Below are 16,141 nucleotides of genomic sequence, written 5' to 3' on the forward strand. Positions count from 1 at the left end.
GTCACCTTTGCGAATCAAAGGTGACCGGCCGCCGTCGTGGGTTCGGTGTGCTAGACCAGGCGGGTCAGCCAGCCGTGGGTGTCCTCGACCGTTCCGGTCTGGATACCCAGAAGCTTCTCGCGGATGGCCATGGTGGTTTCTCCAGCCTTGGCATCTTCGGCGCCGATGAATTCGGTTGCATCCTTGAGGACACCGATCGGCGTGATCACGGCTGCAGTACCGCAGGCGAACACTTCAGTGATCTCACCGGAAGCGACACCGTCGCGCCATTCGTCCAAGGTGATCTTGCGCTCGGAAACCTCGCGGCCCATATCCTTGGCCACCTGGATCACCGACATGCGGGTCACGCCTTCGAGAATCGTGCCGCTGAGGGCGGGAGTCACCAAGGAGCCGTCCTTCATGACGAAGAAGACGTTCATGCCGCCGAGCTCTTCCACGGCGTCGTCGTTGAAGTGGTCCAGGAACAAAACCTGCTTGCAGCCGTTGGCTTCGGCTTCCTGCTGCGCGATCAGCGAAGCGGCGTAGTTGCCGCCGCACTTGGCCGCTCCCGTTCCGCCACGGCCGGCACGGGCGTATTCGCGGGAGATCCAGATGGAGACCGGTTTGAGCTCGCCGCCGAAGTAGTTGCCGGCAGGCGATGCGATGACGCGGAAGGACACTTCGCGTGCGGCCCGAACACCCAGGAAGGCCTCCGTGGCGATCATGAACGGACGAAGATAAAGAGCCTCGCCGTCGCCGGAGGGAACCCACTCCTGGTCCGCCTGCACGAGTTCGCGAATGGCGCCCAGGAAGTACTCTTCCGGCAGTTCCGGAAGGGCAAGCCGGCGGGCCGACTTGTTCAGGCGTGCCGCGTTGGCCTCGGGGCGGAATGTCCACACGGAACCATCGGCGTGACGGTAGGCCTTGAGGCCCTCGAAGATCTCCTGGCCGTAGTGCAGGACCGCTGCCGAAGGATCCAGGGAGATGGGGCCGTAGGGCTCGATCCTGGCATTCTGCCAACCGCCATTGCCATCGGCGTCGACTTTGTAGTCGACGACGGCGGTGTGGTCGGTGAAGTAGTCGCCAAAGCCTGGGTTCGCCAGGATGGCTGCACGCTCCTCAGCAGACTTCGGGTTTTCCGAGAGCTGCTGGCTGAATTCGACGCCATGGGCAGTCTGAGTCATGTTTCCTCCACAGTCAGCTACCTGGCATGGCGAACCGGGCCCAAAAGGGTGTGGTTCAGCGATGGACCAGGGAAGCAGATAAATAATTCAAGACAAGCTTACGCCTGCGTAATGGGCCTAAAGTGCGGCCGCGATGGCGTCACCGATGGCAGCGGTGCTGCGCGGTTCGCCGGTGCGGTTCTCGACGTCGGCAACAACTGCCGCTTCGATCTTTCGGGCCGCCGTGGTGTAGCCAAGGTGGTCCAAAAGGAGCACTGCGGAGAGGATGGCCGCGGTGGGATCGGCTTTCTGCTGTCCGGCGATATCCGGAGCTGAGCCGTGGACGGGTTCGAACATGGACGGTGCCGTGCGGTCCATGTTGATGTTCCCGGAGGCCGCCAAGCCGATACCGCCCGTGACGGCAGCAGCGAGGTCGGTGAGGATGTCGCCAAAAAGGTTATCGGTGACGATCACATCGAAGCGCGAAGGGTTGGTCACCATGAAGATGGTGGCCGCGTCGATGTGCAGGTAATCGTGGGTGACGTCAGGGAACTCCTGCGCCACGGCTTCCACCGTGCGCTTCCACAAATGCCCTGCGAAAACCAGAACATTGTGCTTGTGCACGAGGGTCACGTGCTTGCGCGGGCGTTCGTCGGCGCGACGGAAGGCGTCCCGGACCACACGCTCCACTCCATGGGCGGTGTTGAGCGAAACTTCGGTAGCTACCTCGTGCGGCGTTCCGCCACGCAAGGTTCCGCCGTTGCCAACGTAGGGCCCTTCGGTTCCCTCGCGGACCACAATGAAGTCAATGGTTCCGGGGTCGGCCAAGGGGCTGCCTACAGTTCCGTACAGGCGGGAGGGACGCAGGTTCACATAGTGGTCCAGGCTGAAGCGGAGCTTGAGCAGCATCTCGCGTTCGATGATGCCTGAGGGAATGCGGGTATCACCCGGTGCTGCGCCCACGGCGCCGAAGAGGATGGCATCGCGCGTCCGGAGATCTTCAAGAACTTCGTCGGGCAGGGTCTCGCCTGTCTCAAGCCAGTGCTGGGCACCGAGCTTGTAGTGGGTCTGCTCAAGGGTGACGCCTTCGGCGGCGACAGCCTTTTCAAGGACCTTGACGGCTTCGGCGATGACCTCCGGGCCGATGCCGTCGCCGGGGATGACAGCGAGATTGATGGACGATGCACTCATAGGTCTATCTAGCCAAGCAATCCACATGCTGGTCAAAATCGTCTCACTCCTTGAACAGCCTGGTCCTGGATGTCCGACCACGGCATGATGCCAGGGCCAGGACACAACGAATAGAGTCTTAGCGTGGACAGACGGCACGCAGTATATGAATGGTTCCGGATCAACCGCTTCACAGTGGACTTGACGGCAACATGCCTTCTCATCCTGCTCTTCGGTCCCGTCTACCTGCTCGCCGACCGGCCGTGGCTGTTCTTCCTGTCCTGCGCCCTTCTGTTGCCGCTCGCTTGGCGACGGACGCGCCCGGCAGTGGCGGCCGGCGTCGTCATCCTCGTGTGCCTTATCCAGTGGGCCGTCGGCGCTGAACCTGTAGCCGGCCAAATTGCCGTTCCGCTCATCATCTACGCCACGGCGGCCTATGGTCCGACGTGGGCCAGCCGCACGGTCCTGGTGGCAGGCCTGGTGGGTGGCGTGATGCTCACGACGCGAGAGTACACAGGCAACGTGGAGTCGGGCATCATGGGCCTCACCATCGGGGCGCTCTACACGGTGCTGATCTGGATGCTGGTCCTTGTGAGCTGGACACTGGGCGACCTCACCCGCGTACGCAGGCTCCAACTCCAAGCCCTCGAGGACCGTACCCGGCGCATGGAGGTGGAGCAATCCCAGGAGCGGAAACTGGCGGCTGCCGACGAACGTTCCCACATCGCCCGCGAGATGCACGACATCGTGGCGCACTCGCTGTCCGTCATCATCACGCAGGCAGACGGTGCACGGTACGCCGCCGCGGCGAAACCCGAACTTGCCACCGAAGCCCTGGCCACCATCGCCGCCACGGGAAGGGATTCGCTGGGCGAGATGCGGCGTTTGCTGGGCATCCTGCGCTCGGACGAAGACTCTCCCACGCGTCCGCAACCCAGGCTTTCCGACCTGGATGAGCTGCTCCTGGGCTTCCGCGCGGCAACTCTCCAAGTGGGCTACCAGCTCGTCGGAACACCTCGACGGCCTCTTCCCGCCGGCGCGGAACTCACTGCGTACCGCATCATCCAAGAGGCCCTCACCAACGTCATGAAGCACGCAGGGCCCAAGGCAACAGCCAACCTGGCGCTGAGCTGGCAGGGCCGGGGTCTGCAGCTGGATATCGTCGACGACGGCCGGGGCGCCGCCGCCGATCCGCCGGCGGCAGGTGGCGGCAACGGGCTGCGGGGAATGGCTGAGCGGGTCTCGCTCTACGATGGTTCCTTGACAGCCGGCCCAGAACAAGGCGGCGGCTTTCGCGTGTCCGCATTCATTCCCTATTCGGAGGCCTAGCAATGCCTGAACTGCCCGCACCCATTCGGGTTGCCCTCGTCGATGACCAGCAGCTGGTCCGTTCGGGCCTTGGCATGCTCATCAACTCGCAACCCGATCTCGATGTCGTGGCAGAGGCGGGCAACGGGATCGAAGCCATCCAAGCGTTGGGTGTCACCACTGCGGACGTGGTCCTCATGGATGTCCGGATGCCCGGCATGGACGGCATCGAGGCCACCCGGCGCATCCTGGAACAGGCAGCAGCCCAACCCGCGGGTTCGCAACGTGCGGACATCAAGATCGTGGTCCTCACAACCTTCGACCTTGATGAGTACGCGCTGGCTGCCATCCAGGCCGGTGCCAGCGGGTTTCTCCTGAAGGATGCCCCGCCGGAGGAGCTGCTCGAAGCCATCCGCACCGTCTACCGGGGCGACGCGGTCATCGCACCATCGACCACCCGCCGCTTGCTGGACCACGTGGCACCCCTGCTCCGGACGCAGACCCCCGAACAGGGCGAGCACGCGGCCGCCGTCGAAACCCTCACGAACCGCGAGCGCGAAGTGTTCCAGCTCATCGCCCAAGGGAAGTCCAATCCGGAAATCGCGGCTGGGCTTTTCCTGTCCGAAGCCACAGTGAAAACGCATGTGGGACATATCCTGGCCAAGCTGGGAGCCCGGGACCGTGTCCAGGTGGTGGTCATCGCCTACGAGACGGGCGTTGTGGCCCCGGGGACCTAGCCCGGCTCAGACCAGGGTATGAGCACTGGCCAGTGACAATGGGTCCACAGCCCGATCCCGCAGGCCCGGGCCCGACAATAGCGTGGAACCATGACGACATTCACGCCTCTCCCCCACCCTCCCGGAACCGGCCATCATGCGGGATCGGACACCGCCCGTCCCGCCGTCGAGGCTTTCAAACTGACCAAGAGCTACGGTCGCGCCGACACCAGCGTGACCGCCTTGAACGAAGTCTCGGTGAGTTTCGACGCCGGGAAATTCACGGCCATCATGGGTCCCTCAGGTTCGGGCAAGTCCACGCTGATGCACTGCCTGGCGGGCCTGGATACCGCTGACTCGGGCCGCATCCTCCTGGGTGGAACCGAGCTCACCGGACTCAGTGACCGCCAGCTCACAGCTCTCCGGCGGGAACGGATCGGCTTCGTGTTCCAGGCCTTCAACCTGGTCCCTACCCTCACGGCCGAGCAGAACGTCACGCTGCCGCTCGCCTTGGCGGGAACATCGGCCGACGCCGGTTGGCTGGATACCGTCGTAACCACCCTTGGGTTGAAGGACAGGTTGAAGCACCGCCCCCACGAGCTCTCCGGCGGCCAACAGCAACGCGTGGCAGTAGCCCGTGCGCTGCTGACGCGTCCCGACGTCGTATTCGGTGACGAACCCACAGGCAACCTGGACTCCAAAGCCGGCGGCGAGGTTCTGGCGCTGCTGCGCCGCAGCAGCCTGGAGATGGGCCAGACCATCATCATGGTCACCCACGATCCGGTGGCGGCCAGTTACGCAGACCGTGTGGTCTTGATGAGCGACGGCGGCCTGGTGGGCGAGATCCACCAGCCCACGGCGGACTCCGTCCTTACTGCCCTTGGCAAGCTGGGGGCCTGAAGCATGTTGCGGGTTGCCCTGTCCCAGTTGACGACGCATTACCGGCGGTTCATAGCCATAGGGCTTGCCGTGATGCTGTCCGTCATGTTCCTTTCCTCAACGCTCATGGTGGGGGCGAGCACCAATGCTTCGTTGGGCGCCAGCATCGGGGAGGCTTATCGAAACGCCGATCTGGTGGCTACGTCGAAGAACGGCGAAGCCTTTTCCCAGGCCGCAGTGGATGCTGCAGCTTCCTCCCCGGCCGTTGAGGCCAGTTACGCCGAGCGCTCAACATACGTGACGTTTGAGGCCGGTGGCGGTGAGCAACACGGAAAGCTGCGGAATGCGGCGCCGGCATCCTTGGAAAGTGCTGTGCTGGCCTCGGGCTCCATGCCCGGCAACGCCTTGGAAGCAGCTATTGACGTCAAGTCCGCCGAGCACCTCGGCCTGGCAGTAGGCAGCACACTGGAATTGCATGGCGGAGGTCCGGTCAAGAACGCCAAGGTTACTATCTCGGGCTTGATCCAGGCCACCAACGACCCCTTCTCTTCCTCGGCGGCCCAGCTGCTTTCTTCAGAGTCCGTACTGAACGCAGTCCAGGACGCGGGGGCGGGATACTCCGGCCTGCAGTTTGCCCTCAAGTCCGGTGAAGATGTTGCCGCTGCCAAGGACTACATCAGCCACCGCATGGAGGCCGCCGGAGCCGTGGCGCCCGTACTGGAGACAGCCCAGGAGAAAGTCACTTCGACAGTGGCCATGCTGAGCGCCGGGCAAGACCAGTTGACGATTGTCCTCCTTGCCTTCGCCGGGATCGCCATCCTGGTCTCCACCTTGGTGGTTGCCAATACGTTTTCTGTCCTGGTGGCGCAGCGGACCAGGGAGTTGGCTCTCCTGCGGTGCCTTGGCGCAGGGCGCGGCCAGATCCGTGGCTCGGTGATGCTGGAGGCGCTGGTTGTCGGAGTCGTCTCCTCGGTATTGGGCGTCCTGGCCGCCACAGGCTTGATGACTGCCCTGATCGCCTGGGCCAAGTCGCAGCCCGAGCAGGCCTTCGCTACGTTGGCCGTTCCGCCGTCGGCCATTATTGCCGGTTTGGTGGCCGGAACGTTGCTGACAGTCGTGGCGGCGTTGGTCCCTGCGAAGGCGGCCACCGCCGTCGCGCCTCTTGCCGCCTTGCGGCCTGCGGACGACGCGTCAGTGCGGAACCGTCGCGGCAGGGTGAGGCTGTTCGTAGGCCTGCTGGCCTTGGTGGGCGGAGCCGGGCTGCTGGTATACGGCAGCATCAACGTGGTCCTTGGGGTTGCCCTGCTGGGCGGTGCGGTCTCCTTCGTCGGCATCCTGCTGTGTTCCACCCTGTTCATTCCCGGAGTGGTTGCCCTGGCCGGGCGTCTCGCGGCACCGGCCGGTGTTCCGGGCAAGCTCGCAGCGGTGAACGCCACCCGCAATCCGGCCCGCACCTCGGCGACTGCTGCCGCGCTGCTGATCGGCGTCACGCTGGTGTCCCTCATGATGACCGGCGCAGCTACCTCCCGTCAGGCGTTCAACGACACGCTTGCTGAGAACTACCCCGTGGATCTCGCCGCACAGACGGCCGGATCGGCAGATACCGCGCAGGCGGTCGCCCGGATCAAAGGGCTCGACGGCGTCAGCGCAGCGGTCCTGCTTCAGCCGGTCGGGACAATCCATGACGACACGAGCGGTGGTGCCGCCACGGTTTATGGTCTGTCCGCCGGCGATGCCGCGTCAGTACTGCGCGATAACAACCTCAAGCCGGTTCCCGGTACGCTCTACCTGCCCGAAGATTCACCGGAGGGTGCAGCAAGCTTGACGACGGCGGGCGGCAACGTCACGCTCGACTCGAAGGTCCTGCGGACGCGGCATGTTCCGGCATTCGTCGAGTCCTCCAGCATCAGTTCCGGTCCCCTGCCGGAATCCCCCGGGATGGTGTGGGTGAAGCTGGACGATTCCGTCTCCGGTGACCGTGTCCAAGCCATCCAGAAGGACATCGCTTCGGCCTTGGGAGTCCACGAAAGGACCGTCAGCGGTGCGGCCATCGAGCGCGTGACGTTCAACAGCATCATCGATGTCCTGCTGTTGGTGGTCACAGGCCTGCTGGGTGTCGCCGTCGTGATTGCGTTGATCGGCGTAGCCAACACCTTGTCCCTTTCGGTCCTGGAGCGGACGCGCGAGAACTCGCTGTTGCGTGCCCTCGGCCTGACGACAGGACAGCTGCGCGGGATGTTGGCCATTGAGGCCGTACTTGTTGCAGGCGTTGCGGCCGTCATGGGCGCTGGCATGGGGATTGTGTACGGATGGCTCGGCGCGCAGGCAACCCTGGGCGACTTGGCCAGCGTGGTTCCCACAGTTCCATGGCTGCAGTTGGCTGCCGTGTTTGGCGTGGCGGTCGTGGCAGGGCTCCTGGCATCGGTGCTCCCGGCGCGGCGCGCGGCACGCTTGTCGCCCGTGGAGGGCCTCGCCACGGCCTGATCGCTCGCTCACATTCCCGGGTCTTACGAGAAACGCTCTCTCACTTAGCCGCCGATATCCTGCGGAAGTGAGAGAGCGTTTCTTTTTTGTTGGTATTACGTGAGAGAACGTGCGGAGCTTATGCTTCGGCGGGTTCTTCGTAGCGCGGGAAGACCGGTGCCGGCGCCGGCAGTTCGGTCCCCGCCACCAGGGGCGTGGCAATGGCGGAGAACTGGCGTGCCTCACCTTCGGGCTGTCCCAGCACGTCCAGCAGCTTGGCGGACGACGACGGCATCACGGGTTGGGCGAGGATCGCAATGATCCGCACGACCTCCAGCGTGACGTACAGGACCGTGTTCATGCGCTCGAGGTCGGTCTTCCGCAGTACCCACGGAGCTTGCTCGGCGAAGTAGGCGTTCGTGTCACCCAACACCGTCCACATGGCTTCGAGCGCCCGGCTGAACTCCTGCTTCTCAAAGGCACTGCGCGCGGTCTCCAGCAAGGCTCCTGCCTGTGCCAGGAGTGCTTCGTCCTCGGCCGTGAAGGCACCCGGCTGCGGGACCTTTCCATCGCAATTCTTCGCCACCATGGACAAGGAACGCTGGGCAAGGTTGCCGAAGTTGTTGGCAAGGTCGGCATTCATCCGGCCCACGATGGCTTCGTGGTTGTAGTTACCGTCAGCACCAAACGGAACTTCGCGGAGGAAGAAGTAACGGCACTGGTCCAGTCCGTACTGTGCCACGAAGTCCTGGGGTGCCACGACGTTGCCCAACGACTTGGACATCTTCACGCCGTTGTTGGTCAGGAAGCCGTGGATCATGACTCGCTGGGGAAGTTGCAGCCCCGCACTCATCAGGAACGCGGGCCAGTAGATCGCGTGGAACCGCGAAATGTCCTTGCCGATCACGTGCACATCCGCAGGCCAGAACTTCTTGAAGGACTCAGACTCGATGTCCGGGTAGCCAACGCCCGTGAGGTAGTTGGTCAGGGCATCAACCCACACGTACATGACGTGCTTCGCATCGCCCGGAACCGGAACACCCCAGTCGAAGGTCGTGCGGCTGATGGACAGGTCTTCCAGTCCGCGCCTGACAAAGCTGATGACCTCGTTGAAGCGCGACTGCGGTGCGCCGAACTCCGGCTGTTCTTCGTAAAGCGCCAGGAGCTTTTCCTGGTAGTTGGAGAGCCGGAAGAAGTAGCTTTCCTCCGCGGTCCAGCTGACCAGCGTGTCGGTTTCCTTGGAGTAGCGGAGACCGTCCTCCTTCACCACAGTGTCGTCCTCGACGTAGTAAGCCTCGTCGCGGACCGAGTACCAGCCTTCGTACTTGGAAAGGTAGATGTCGCCGTTGGCTTCCATCTTTTTCCAGATGGCCTGCGAGGCCGCGTAGTGGTCCTGGTCGGTGGTGCGGATGAAGCGGTCGTAGGAGATGCCCAGGTCCTGGCTCATCTGCTTGAACGCTGCGGAGTTGCGGTCTGCCAGCTCCTTGGCGGAGATGCCTTCCTTCTCCGCCGACTGCTGCATCTTGAGGCCGTGCTCGTCCGTCCCCGTCATGAAGAACACTTCATGGCCGTCGAGGCGCTTGAAGCGTGCCATGGCATCAGTGGCAATGACCTCATAGGCGTGGCCGATGTGCGGCACACCATTGGGGTAACTGATGGCGGTGGTGATGTAGAACGGGGATTTCTCTGGAGACGTCACTCTAAGAAGTTACCTTTTTTTCGAATGAAATAGCTTAGTTAAGTTCCGTCAGCGTATCGCTGAGGCGGACCAGCTCGTGGTCGTGTGACGCGACGAGTACAGCGATGCCATCGCTGGTGGTGTCCTTGAGGATGCCAATGATGCGGTTTGCTGCTGCCCGGTCAAGGCTTGCCGTGGGTTCGTCCACCACCAGCACACGGGTCCCGAGGATCAAGGCACGCGCGATCGCCACACGCTGGCGCTCACCACCGGAGAGCTGGGCCGGGCGGTGGCGCATGCGGCGCCCGAGGCCCACCAGGTCAAGGAGGTCCTTTGCCATTTCGGTGCGCTGTTCAACTTCGCCGTCCGGGACAGCCGGAAGCAGCACGTTCTCCAGGGCGCTCATGCCATCGATCAAGGCACCGCCCTGGTCCACGTAGCCGATCAGTGCCCGGCGGCGGTCGGCGATTTCGTCGTCGCCCATGCCGTCCAGCGGCTGGCCCTCCCAGAAGACCTTGCCCGACGTCGGCAGCGTCAGTCCGGCGCTGACCGTCAGGATACTGGTCTTGCCGGAGCCGCTTCGGCCGGCGACACAGTGCATCTCGCCTGCGTGCAGGGTGAGGTTGAAGTCATCGACGACGTCGACTTCCTCCGCACCGCCCTTGTCGCCGCCGTAGTGGATGGTGACCCGGCTCAGTTCCAGGGGGGTTGCGTGGTCGGCAGCCCTGACGATGGTGTTGGCGCGGGTCTGCAGCGACTCTTCCGTTGTTTCCGGGGTGGCCTTCAGCTCGGGGTTGAGGTTGTCAGTCATTTGACTACTTTCGTTGCAATGGGAATCCAGCAAATTACGGCCAGCAGACCGGCGAGCCCGGCCCACAGCGCTGCGTAGGGGGCAAGGAGCAACCCGAGCCCCAGGGCACCGAGGACACCCAGGGGAAGTGCCACTGTGCCGACAAGTGCGTTTTCGAAGAAGCGGACCTGGCCCAGCATGTCGGGGTTCCAGCCCATGGCCCGCAGCGTACCCAGGTACTCGCGCTTGGCGTGGAGCTCGAACCTTCCGGTGACCAGGGTCAGCAGAAGGCCGACGACGACGCCGAAGACCGCAAGGGTCACGCTCGGGAGGGCGATGCTGGCTGCGGCCAGGCCACTGAGGGCGCTGGCTCCTGCCGCCCGGGGGATGTCGATCAGCAAGGCGATCAGGGCACCGACTGCAGCGCCGAACACGCCGACTGCCACAGCCAGGGAAATGGAGTTGAACCGGTTGGTGGTCAGCTGCCTGTTGGCGAACGTCAGGGGTGAGTCCACCGTGACCAAACGTTCATCGTGCTGGGGTTCCTGGTCGATCACCACGCGGTGCCGAAGCTGCTGGGCTGCGAGCAGGGCAGCGGCGCTGTAGATGACCAGCATGGTCACCGAGACGATGACGGTGGCGATGTTCCAGCTCAGCAAGCTCAAGACGACACCCGCCGCGGCCATTGCGGCAGCACCAACGGCGAACTCTTCCAGTACCCAGGACCGGATCCGCTTTTGCGTCCAGCCCATGGCGCGAAGGATTCCGGCCTCGCTTCGGCGCTGTCGGATGTAACTGACGGTGGACGCTCCGGTCAGGAGCGTGGCGCCGAGCAGAGTCAGGAAGAGCAACGTGATGTTGGTTCCGGTCAGCGATCCGGACACGGCGTCGGCTGCGTTCTGCCGCACCCAGGACTGCTGGACTGTGCCCAGAGCAGACTCCTTGCCGGCGTCGTCCTTGCTGTATCCCGGCACGAAGATGTTGGCGTCTTCACGCGCGGAACCGGCCACGACCGTAGCTTCCAAGCCGAGGTCGCGGATCTGGGATGCCAGCTTCTCGACCTCGGGCTGTGCCGTCTTCCAGTTGCCTGCGGCGTTCGCACGGACCCGCACGGCGTCGATGACGTTGGCGTTGGAATCGTAGCCACGGGCCGCGGCAAGGCCGTAGTAGTCAGTGATGGCACCGGCGGACTGGCTGACCAGACCCGTTGCACTGAGCGATGGCTTGAGCCCGGCGCTGGCGACGTCCTTGCCTTCGGCGTCTTTGGTCAGTGTCATGGGCGTGGGATCGTAACCGCCCAACGGCAACTTGTTGACGTCGCCGGCAGCGGCCTGAACCGCGGAAGGATCGAAGGTGCCGTACACCATGGGCAAAGGCGCGGCAGGCTTTTTGCCCGTCTCGAGGTCTTCCCGGTACGAACGCTCGTCCACGGGCTTGCGCTGGGTCTGGTCCACTGCAGCGCCGAAGGAAGACTTCTCAGGCAGGCGGTTGACGGTAACCCAGTCCCCCGGCGTCGCGCTCTTGTCGGAAGCGCCGTTGGCAGCTTCGTCGCCGTCCTTGTACTGCGGCGCAGCCGCGAACGCCGTGCTCCATGTTGCCGGGTTGTACAAGCCCTGGCCGAAGGCGGCCGTGCTGCCCAGCAGCTGGCTGTGGTCAGTGGAGCCGGGCCATTCGAGGGCGAACGGAGACTTGGAGACGAAAGGCAGGTAATCCTTGTCCAGGGAACGGGTGACGGTACCCACGTCCTTGACCACTTTGCCGCTGGAATCAAGTTCCTCGATTTTCACCGAGTACTTCAGGTCCAGCGAGGTGCCCGTGCGGACAATCAGCGGGATGGCTTTCGAATCAGCGGTCAGCAGTCCGTCGCGCTTGGCTTGCTGGTACTGCGTCATCAGCGGTGCCCAATACTTGAGCTTCACGCCGAGGAAATCGGGGCCCTCTTCCAGCTGCTGCATGCTCAGGCCCGTGGTGAAGAGGCTTTCGAAGTGGCGGCCGATCGCACCGGCGTCGCGGGCGTCTGCCGGCGGAGCCTTCTCCAACGGCGCAAGGAAGTCTCCCGCGGAACCCAGCAACGCCCTTTCGGCGGCGGGATCGACGGCGACGACGGACTCGGTCACCTCAGGCGCCATGGGAAGCGCCACGGAGAGATTGAAAAGGTTGTGCTCTGAGCCCAGGGCGGGAGCCGGGAACTTGATGCCGGTTTCGCCGTCCGGACCGGCAATCCGGACGTTGCTGCCACCGGCTGCCTGCTCCTGCACGAGACGTCCCTTGCCCAGGGTGCCTTCGGCGCTGGTCTTGAAGAGCGTCTGCTCCTTGACTCCGTCGGAGCTGGTGGCCGATGCGGTCAAGCGGTACTTCTTGGGAGAATCCGAGAACACCGACTCCGCTGCCGGCCATTTGCTGGAGTCCATGGCGGACGGGTCGCCGGCGGTAACAGCCCCGGCGAGGCCCGCGTTGTAGCCCAGGTAGTCCATCGCGTTCAGGCGCGGAGCTTCAAGGTTTTGCGATACCCGCGAGACCAGGCTGATGGGCGCTGCCACGGCAGTCTGGCCCATTCCGCGGATCTTCTCCAGCTGGTCAAAGCTGATCCCGCCCTGGCCGTTGGCGATTTCCGGCTGGATCAGCGAACCGCCGTCGCCATTCTGTGACTGGTCCGGCTTCGCCTGGACCAGGATGTCGTAGAGTCCCCGCGAGTTCTCGTCCACTGTCCTGTTCAGAGCCGCCTGCGACTGGCTCTGGACGAGGACGGACAAGCACATGGCGACGATCAAAATGGCCGCGGTCAGCAGCAGCACACGGCTTCTGATGAACCTTTGGACGGCGTTCATTGGGCTCCCTGGGACCTTGATAGCGGGCGCGCACACGTTGTCCGGGATTCCTGAAAAAACACAGCGGAATACCGGGCTGAATGTGCTGAAAGTAGTGGCCGGCCTGCTGCCGGGTCCGAATCCCGGACCCAGCCATTGTAAGCAGACCGGCCACTTCTGCGTGCCATGGGTGTGTCGCCGGCACGCGATCTTCAGCTGATGTCGATCAGTCTTCCAGGTCCACTTCGCGGACCATGTCGGCACCGATACCGGCCTTGATGGCCTCCAGTACCTGCTGCGGAACAGAGCTGTCGATGGTCAGGAGCGCCAGGACCTGGCCGCCCTCAGTTTGGCGGGCAACCTGCATGCCACCAATGTTGATGTTGTTCATGCCGAGGATGTGGCCGATGGTACCGATCACGCCGGGGCGGTCGGAGTAAGCCACCACAACCAGGTGCTCGCTGATCGGAATTTCAACGTCGTAGCCATTGACGCCCACCAGCTTCTCCACCTGCTTGGGACCTGTGAGGGTACCGGCCACGGAGATCTGCGAACCGTCACTGAGAGCACCACGGATGGTCAGGACGTTCCGGTAGTCCTCGGCGTCAGGAGTGGTGATAAGCCGGGTGTTGATGCCGCGCTGCTCGGCGATGACGGGCGCGTTCACGTAGGAAACCTGCTCAGTGACGACATCGGCGAAGACACCCTTCAGGGCTGCCAACTCGAGCACCTTAACATCCAGGGCGGCGATCTCACCGGCAACTTCGACGTCGATCTGCGTCAGCGATGCGTGGGTGAGCGCGGTGAAGATCCTGCCCAGCTTTTCGATCAGCGGGATGCCCGGACGGACGTCGGGGGCGATGACGCCGCCTGCCACGTTTACGGCATCCGGCACCAGTTCGCCGGCAAGGGCCAGGCGGACCGACTTGGCCACGGACACACCGGCCTTTTCCTGGGCCTCGTCGGTGGAGGCACCAAGGTGCGGGGTAACGACGACGTTGTCCAGCTCGAAGAACGGCAGGTCGGTGCTGGGCTCCTTGACGAAGACATCCACGCCTGCACCGGCGATCTGGCCTTCCTTCAGGGCAACGTAGAGTGCTTCTTCGTCCACCAGGCCGCCACGGGCGACGTTGATGACGTAGGCGGATTCCTTCATCTTGCGGAAGGCGTCAGCCCCCAGCATGCCAACCGTTTCCGGGGTTTTCGGCATGTGGATGGTGATGAAGTCGGAGTTCTCCAGGAGTTCATCGAGCGTGACCAGCTTGACGCCAAGCTGCGCTGCCCGGGCCGAGGTGATGTAGGGATCGTAGGCCAGGATTTCGGTTTCGAAGCCCTGCAGGCGTGCCGCCACCAAAGCGCCAATGCGACCCAGGCCAATGATGCCGATCTTCTTCTCGAAGAGTTCGATGCCGGTGTACTTGGATCGCTTCCATTCGCCGTTCTTCAACGCCGAGCTGGCCTGCGGGATGTGGCGGGCGAGGCTGAGGATATGTCCCACGGTGAGCTCAGCGGCCGAGACGATGTTGGAGGTCGGTGCGTTGACCACCATGACACCGGCCTGCGTGGCGGACTTGATGTCCACGTTGTCCAGGCCGACGCCTGCACGGGCGATGACTTTGAGGTTCTTGGCCGCAGCGATGGCTTCGGCGTCAACCTGGGTGGCGGAGCGGACCAGGATGGCGTCGACGTCGGCGATGGCAGACAGCAGCTGGGAACGGTCGGCGCCGTCGGTCTGGCGGATTTCGAAATCCGGGCCCAGTGCCTCGACTGTTGCGGGCGAAAGTTCCTCAGCGAGGAGGACTACGGGTTTGCTGGCTGACACGGGGTGGCACCTTACTTTGGAGAACGTGGGACAGAACTGGACAAGGAGCGGATGCGTGGCCCGGGGCACGGCGCCGGGACCAGCCCAGAATATCGAATCCGGGCGGTGTTTCCGCCAGCCGGGGGGCGATGTTACGCCCGGACCGGAGGGGATGTGAAGAAGTTCACAGCAGCAGCGTGCCGGCAATTCGGTGGAGGAATGCGTTGGGAAACAGCGGCGCCCGCCCGGCTGTAACCTGCCGGGCGGGCGTCGTTGCTTAGTGCTGGTGCATCACTGCTGGGCAGTGGTTAATCAGCGGGCTGCTGAGCCTTCGACGTAGTCGGCGTCCTGCTGCTGCCAGGAGAAGAGGGAGCGCAGTTCGCGGCCAACTTCTTCGATCGGGTGCTTCTCAGCCTTGGCACGGAGTTCCTTGAACTCGGTTGCGCCGTTGTCCTGGTCGTCAATGAAGCGCTTGGCGAAAGCACCGTTCTGGATGTCCGCGAGGACAGCCTTCATGTTTTCCTTCACCTCGGGGGTGATGACGCGGGGGCCGGAGACGTAGTCGCCGTACTCAGCGGTGTCGGAAACGCTCCAGCGCTGCTTGGCGATGCCGCCCTCCCACATGAGGTCAACGATGAGCTTGAGCTCGTGAAGAACCTCGAAGTAGGCGATCTGCGGCTGGTAGCCGGCCTCGGTCAGGGTCTCGAAGCCGTACTGGACAAGCTGGGAGACACCGCCGCAGAGGACGGACTGCTCGCCGAAGAGGTCCGTTTCGGTCTCTTCGGTGAAGGTGGTCTTGATGACGCCGGCGCGGGTGCCACCGATGGCCTTGGCGTAGGACTTGGCCAGATCCCAAGCGGAGCCGGAAGCGTCCTGCTCAACAGCGATGATGTCCGGAATGCCACGGCCGGCTTCGAATTCGCGGCGCACGGTGTGACCCGGTGCCTTCGGAGCGATCAGGATGACGTCGACGCCGGCCGGAGCCTCGATGTAACCGAAGCGGATGTTGAAGCCGTGTGCGAAGGCCAGGGCCTTGCCCTCGGTCAGCTTGTCCTTGATGGAGTCGTTGTAGATCGAGCGCTGGTGCTGGTCCGGTGCCAGGATCATGATGACGTCTGCCCATTCGGCAGCGTCGGCAACGTTCTTGACCGTGAAGCCTGCGTCTTCGGCCTTTGCGGCCGACTTCGAGCCGTCCTTGAGCGCGATGACAACCTCGACGCCGGAATCGCGCAGGTTGAGCGCGTGGGCGTGGCCCTGGGAACCGTAGCCAACGATGGCTACCTTGCGGCCCTGGATGATCGACAGGTCTGCGTCGTCGTCGTAGAACATTTCAGTCACTTGCGTAACTCCTCTTGAGTGGATTTCTTAGATATTGATTGTGGTGCTG

11 protein-coding genes are annotated in these 16,141 nt (G+C 63.7%); 4 read left to right on the forward strand and 7 right to left on the reverse strand.

Annotation, left to right across the window (positions count from 1 at the left end):
* Positions 1–50 precede the first annotated feature (50 nt).
* Positions 51–1,163, reverse strand: a complete 1,113-nt coding sequence (locus ACFVSI_RS14150) for a branched-chain amino acid aminotransferase (protein WP_144659948.1) — start codon at positions 1,161–1,163, stop codon at positions 51–53.
* Between the two features lie 117 nt (positions 1,164–1,280).
* Positions 1,281–2,333, reverse strand: coding sequence for a 3-isopropylmalate dehydrogenase (locus ACFVSI_RS14155; protein ID WP_387824674.1), 1,053 nt, complete (start codon positions 2,331–2,333; stop codon positions 1,281–1,283).
* A 123-nt stretch (positions 2,334–2,456) separates the two neighbouring features.
* Here ACFVSI_RS14155 and ACFVSI_RS14160 point away from each other — a divergent pair, with 123 nt between their 5' ends.
* From ACFVSI_RS14160 to ACFVSI_RS14175, 4 genes are all read left to right on the forward strand, one after another.
* Positions 2,457–3,641 carry a sensor histidine kinase gene (locus ACFVSI_RS14160; RefSeq protein WP_387824677.1) on the forward strand — a complete coding sequence of 395 codons (1,185 nt, stop codon included), beginning with the start codon at positions 2,457–2,459 and terminating at the stop codon, positions 3,639–3,641.
* 2 nt (positions 3,642–3,643) lie between these two features.
* Positions 3,644–4,357: a response regulator gene (locus tag ACFVSI_RS14165; RefSeq protein ID WP_387824679.1), complete on the forward strand. Its 714-nt coding sequence runs from the start codon at positions 3,644–3,646 to the stop codon at positions 4,355–4,357.
* A gap of 90 nt (positions 4,358–4,447) precedes the next feature.
* Positions 4,448–5,236 carry an ABC transporter ATP-binding protein gene (locus ACFVSI_RS14170; RefSeq protein ID WP_387824681.1) on the forward strand — a complete coding sequence of 263 codons (789 nt, stop codon included), beginning with the start codon at positions 4,448–4,450 and terminating at the stop codon, positions 5,234–5,236.
* Between the two features lie 3 nt (positions 5,237–5,239).
* Positions 5,240–7,699: an ABC transporter permease gene (locus tag ACFVSI_RS14175; protein WP_387824684.1), complete on the forward strand. Its 2,460-nt coding sequence runs from the start codon at positions 5,240–5,242 to the stop codon at positions 7,697–7,699.
* Positions 7,700–7,817: 118 nt separating this feature from the next.
* Here ACFVSI_RS14175 and metG read toward each other — a convergent pair whose 3' ends face one another.
* From metG to ilvC, 5 genes are all read right to left on the reverse strand, one after another.
* Positions 7,818–9,377 carry a methionine--tRNA ligase gene (gene metG, locus ACFVSI_RS14180; RefSeq protein ID WP_387824687.1) on the reverse strand — a complete coding sequence of 520 codons (1,560 nt, stop codon included), beginning with the start codon at positions 9,375–9,377 and terminating at the stop codon, positions 7,818–7,820.
* 34 nt (positions 9,378–9,411) lie between these two features.
* The gene (locus tag ACFVSI_RS14185; RefSeq protein WP_144659941.1) at positions 9,412–10,167 is read right to left on the reverse strand and encodes an ABC transporter ATP-binding protein; all 756 of its coding nucleotides are present in this window, start codon (positions 10,165–10,167) and stop codon (positions 9,412–9,414) included.
* Positions 10,164–12,974: an FtsX-like permease family protein gene (locus tag ACFVSI_RS14190; protein ID WP_387824691.1), complete on the reverse strand. Its 2,811-nt coding sequence runs from the start codon at positions 12,972–12,974 to the stop codon at positions 10,164–10,166. Before ACFVSI_RS14190 ends, ACFVSI_RS14185 begins: the two co-directional genes overlap by 4 nt.
* A gap of 205 nt (positions 12,975–13,179) precedes the next feature.
* On the reverse strand, positions 13,180–14,775 hold the full coding sequence (serA, locus tag ACFVSI_RS14195; protein ID WP_387824694.1) for a phosphoglycerate dehydrogenase: 1,596 nt from the start codon (positions 14,773–14,775) through the stop codon (positions 13,180–13,182).
* A gap of 291 nt (positions 14,776–15,066) precedes the next feature.
* Positions 15,067–16,092: a ketol-acid reductoisomerase gene (ilvC, locus tag ACFVSI_RS14200; RefSeq protein ID WP_144659938.1), complete on the reverse strand. Its 1,026-nt coding sequence runs from the start codon at positions 16,090–16,092 to the stop codon at positions 15,067–15,069.
* Between the last annotated feature and the right edge of the window lie 49 nt (positions 16,093–16,141).

Origin of the sequence: Paenarthrobacter sp. NPDC057981 (assembly GCF_042886835.1) — a bacterium.
Classification (GTDB): domain Bacteria; phylum Actinomycetota; class Actinomycetes; order Actinomycetales; family Micrococcaceae; genus Arthrobacter.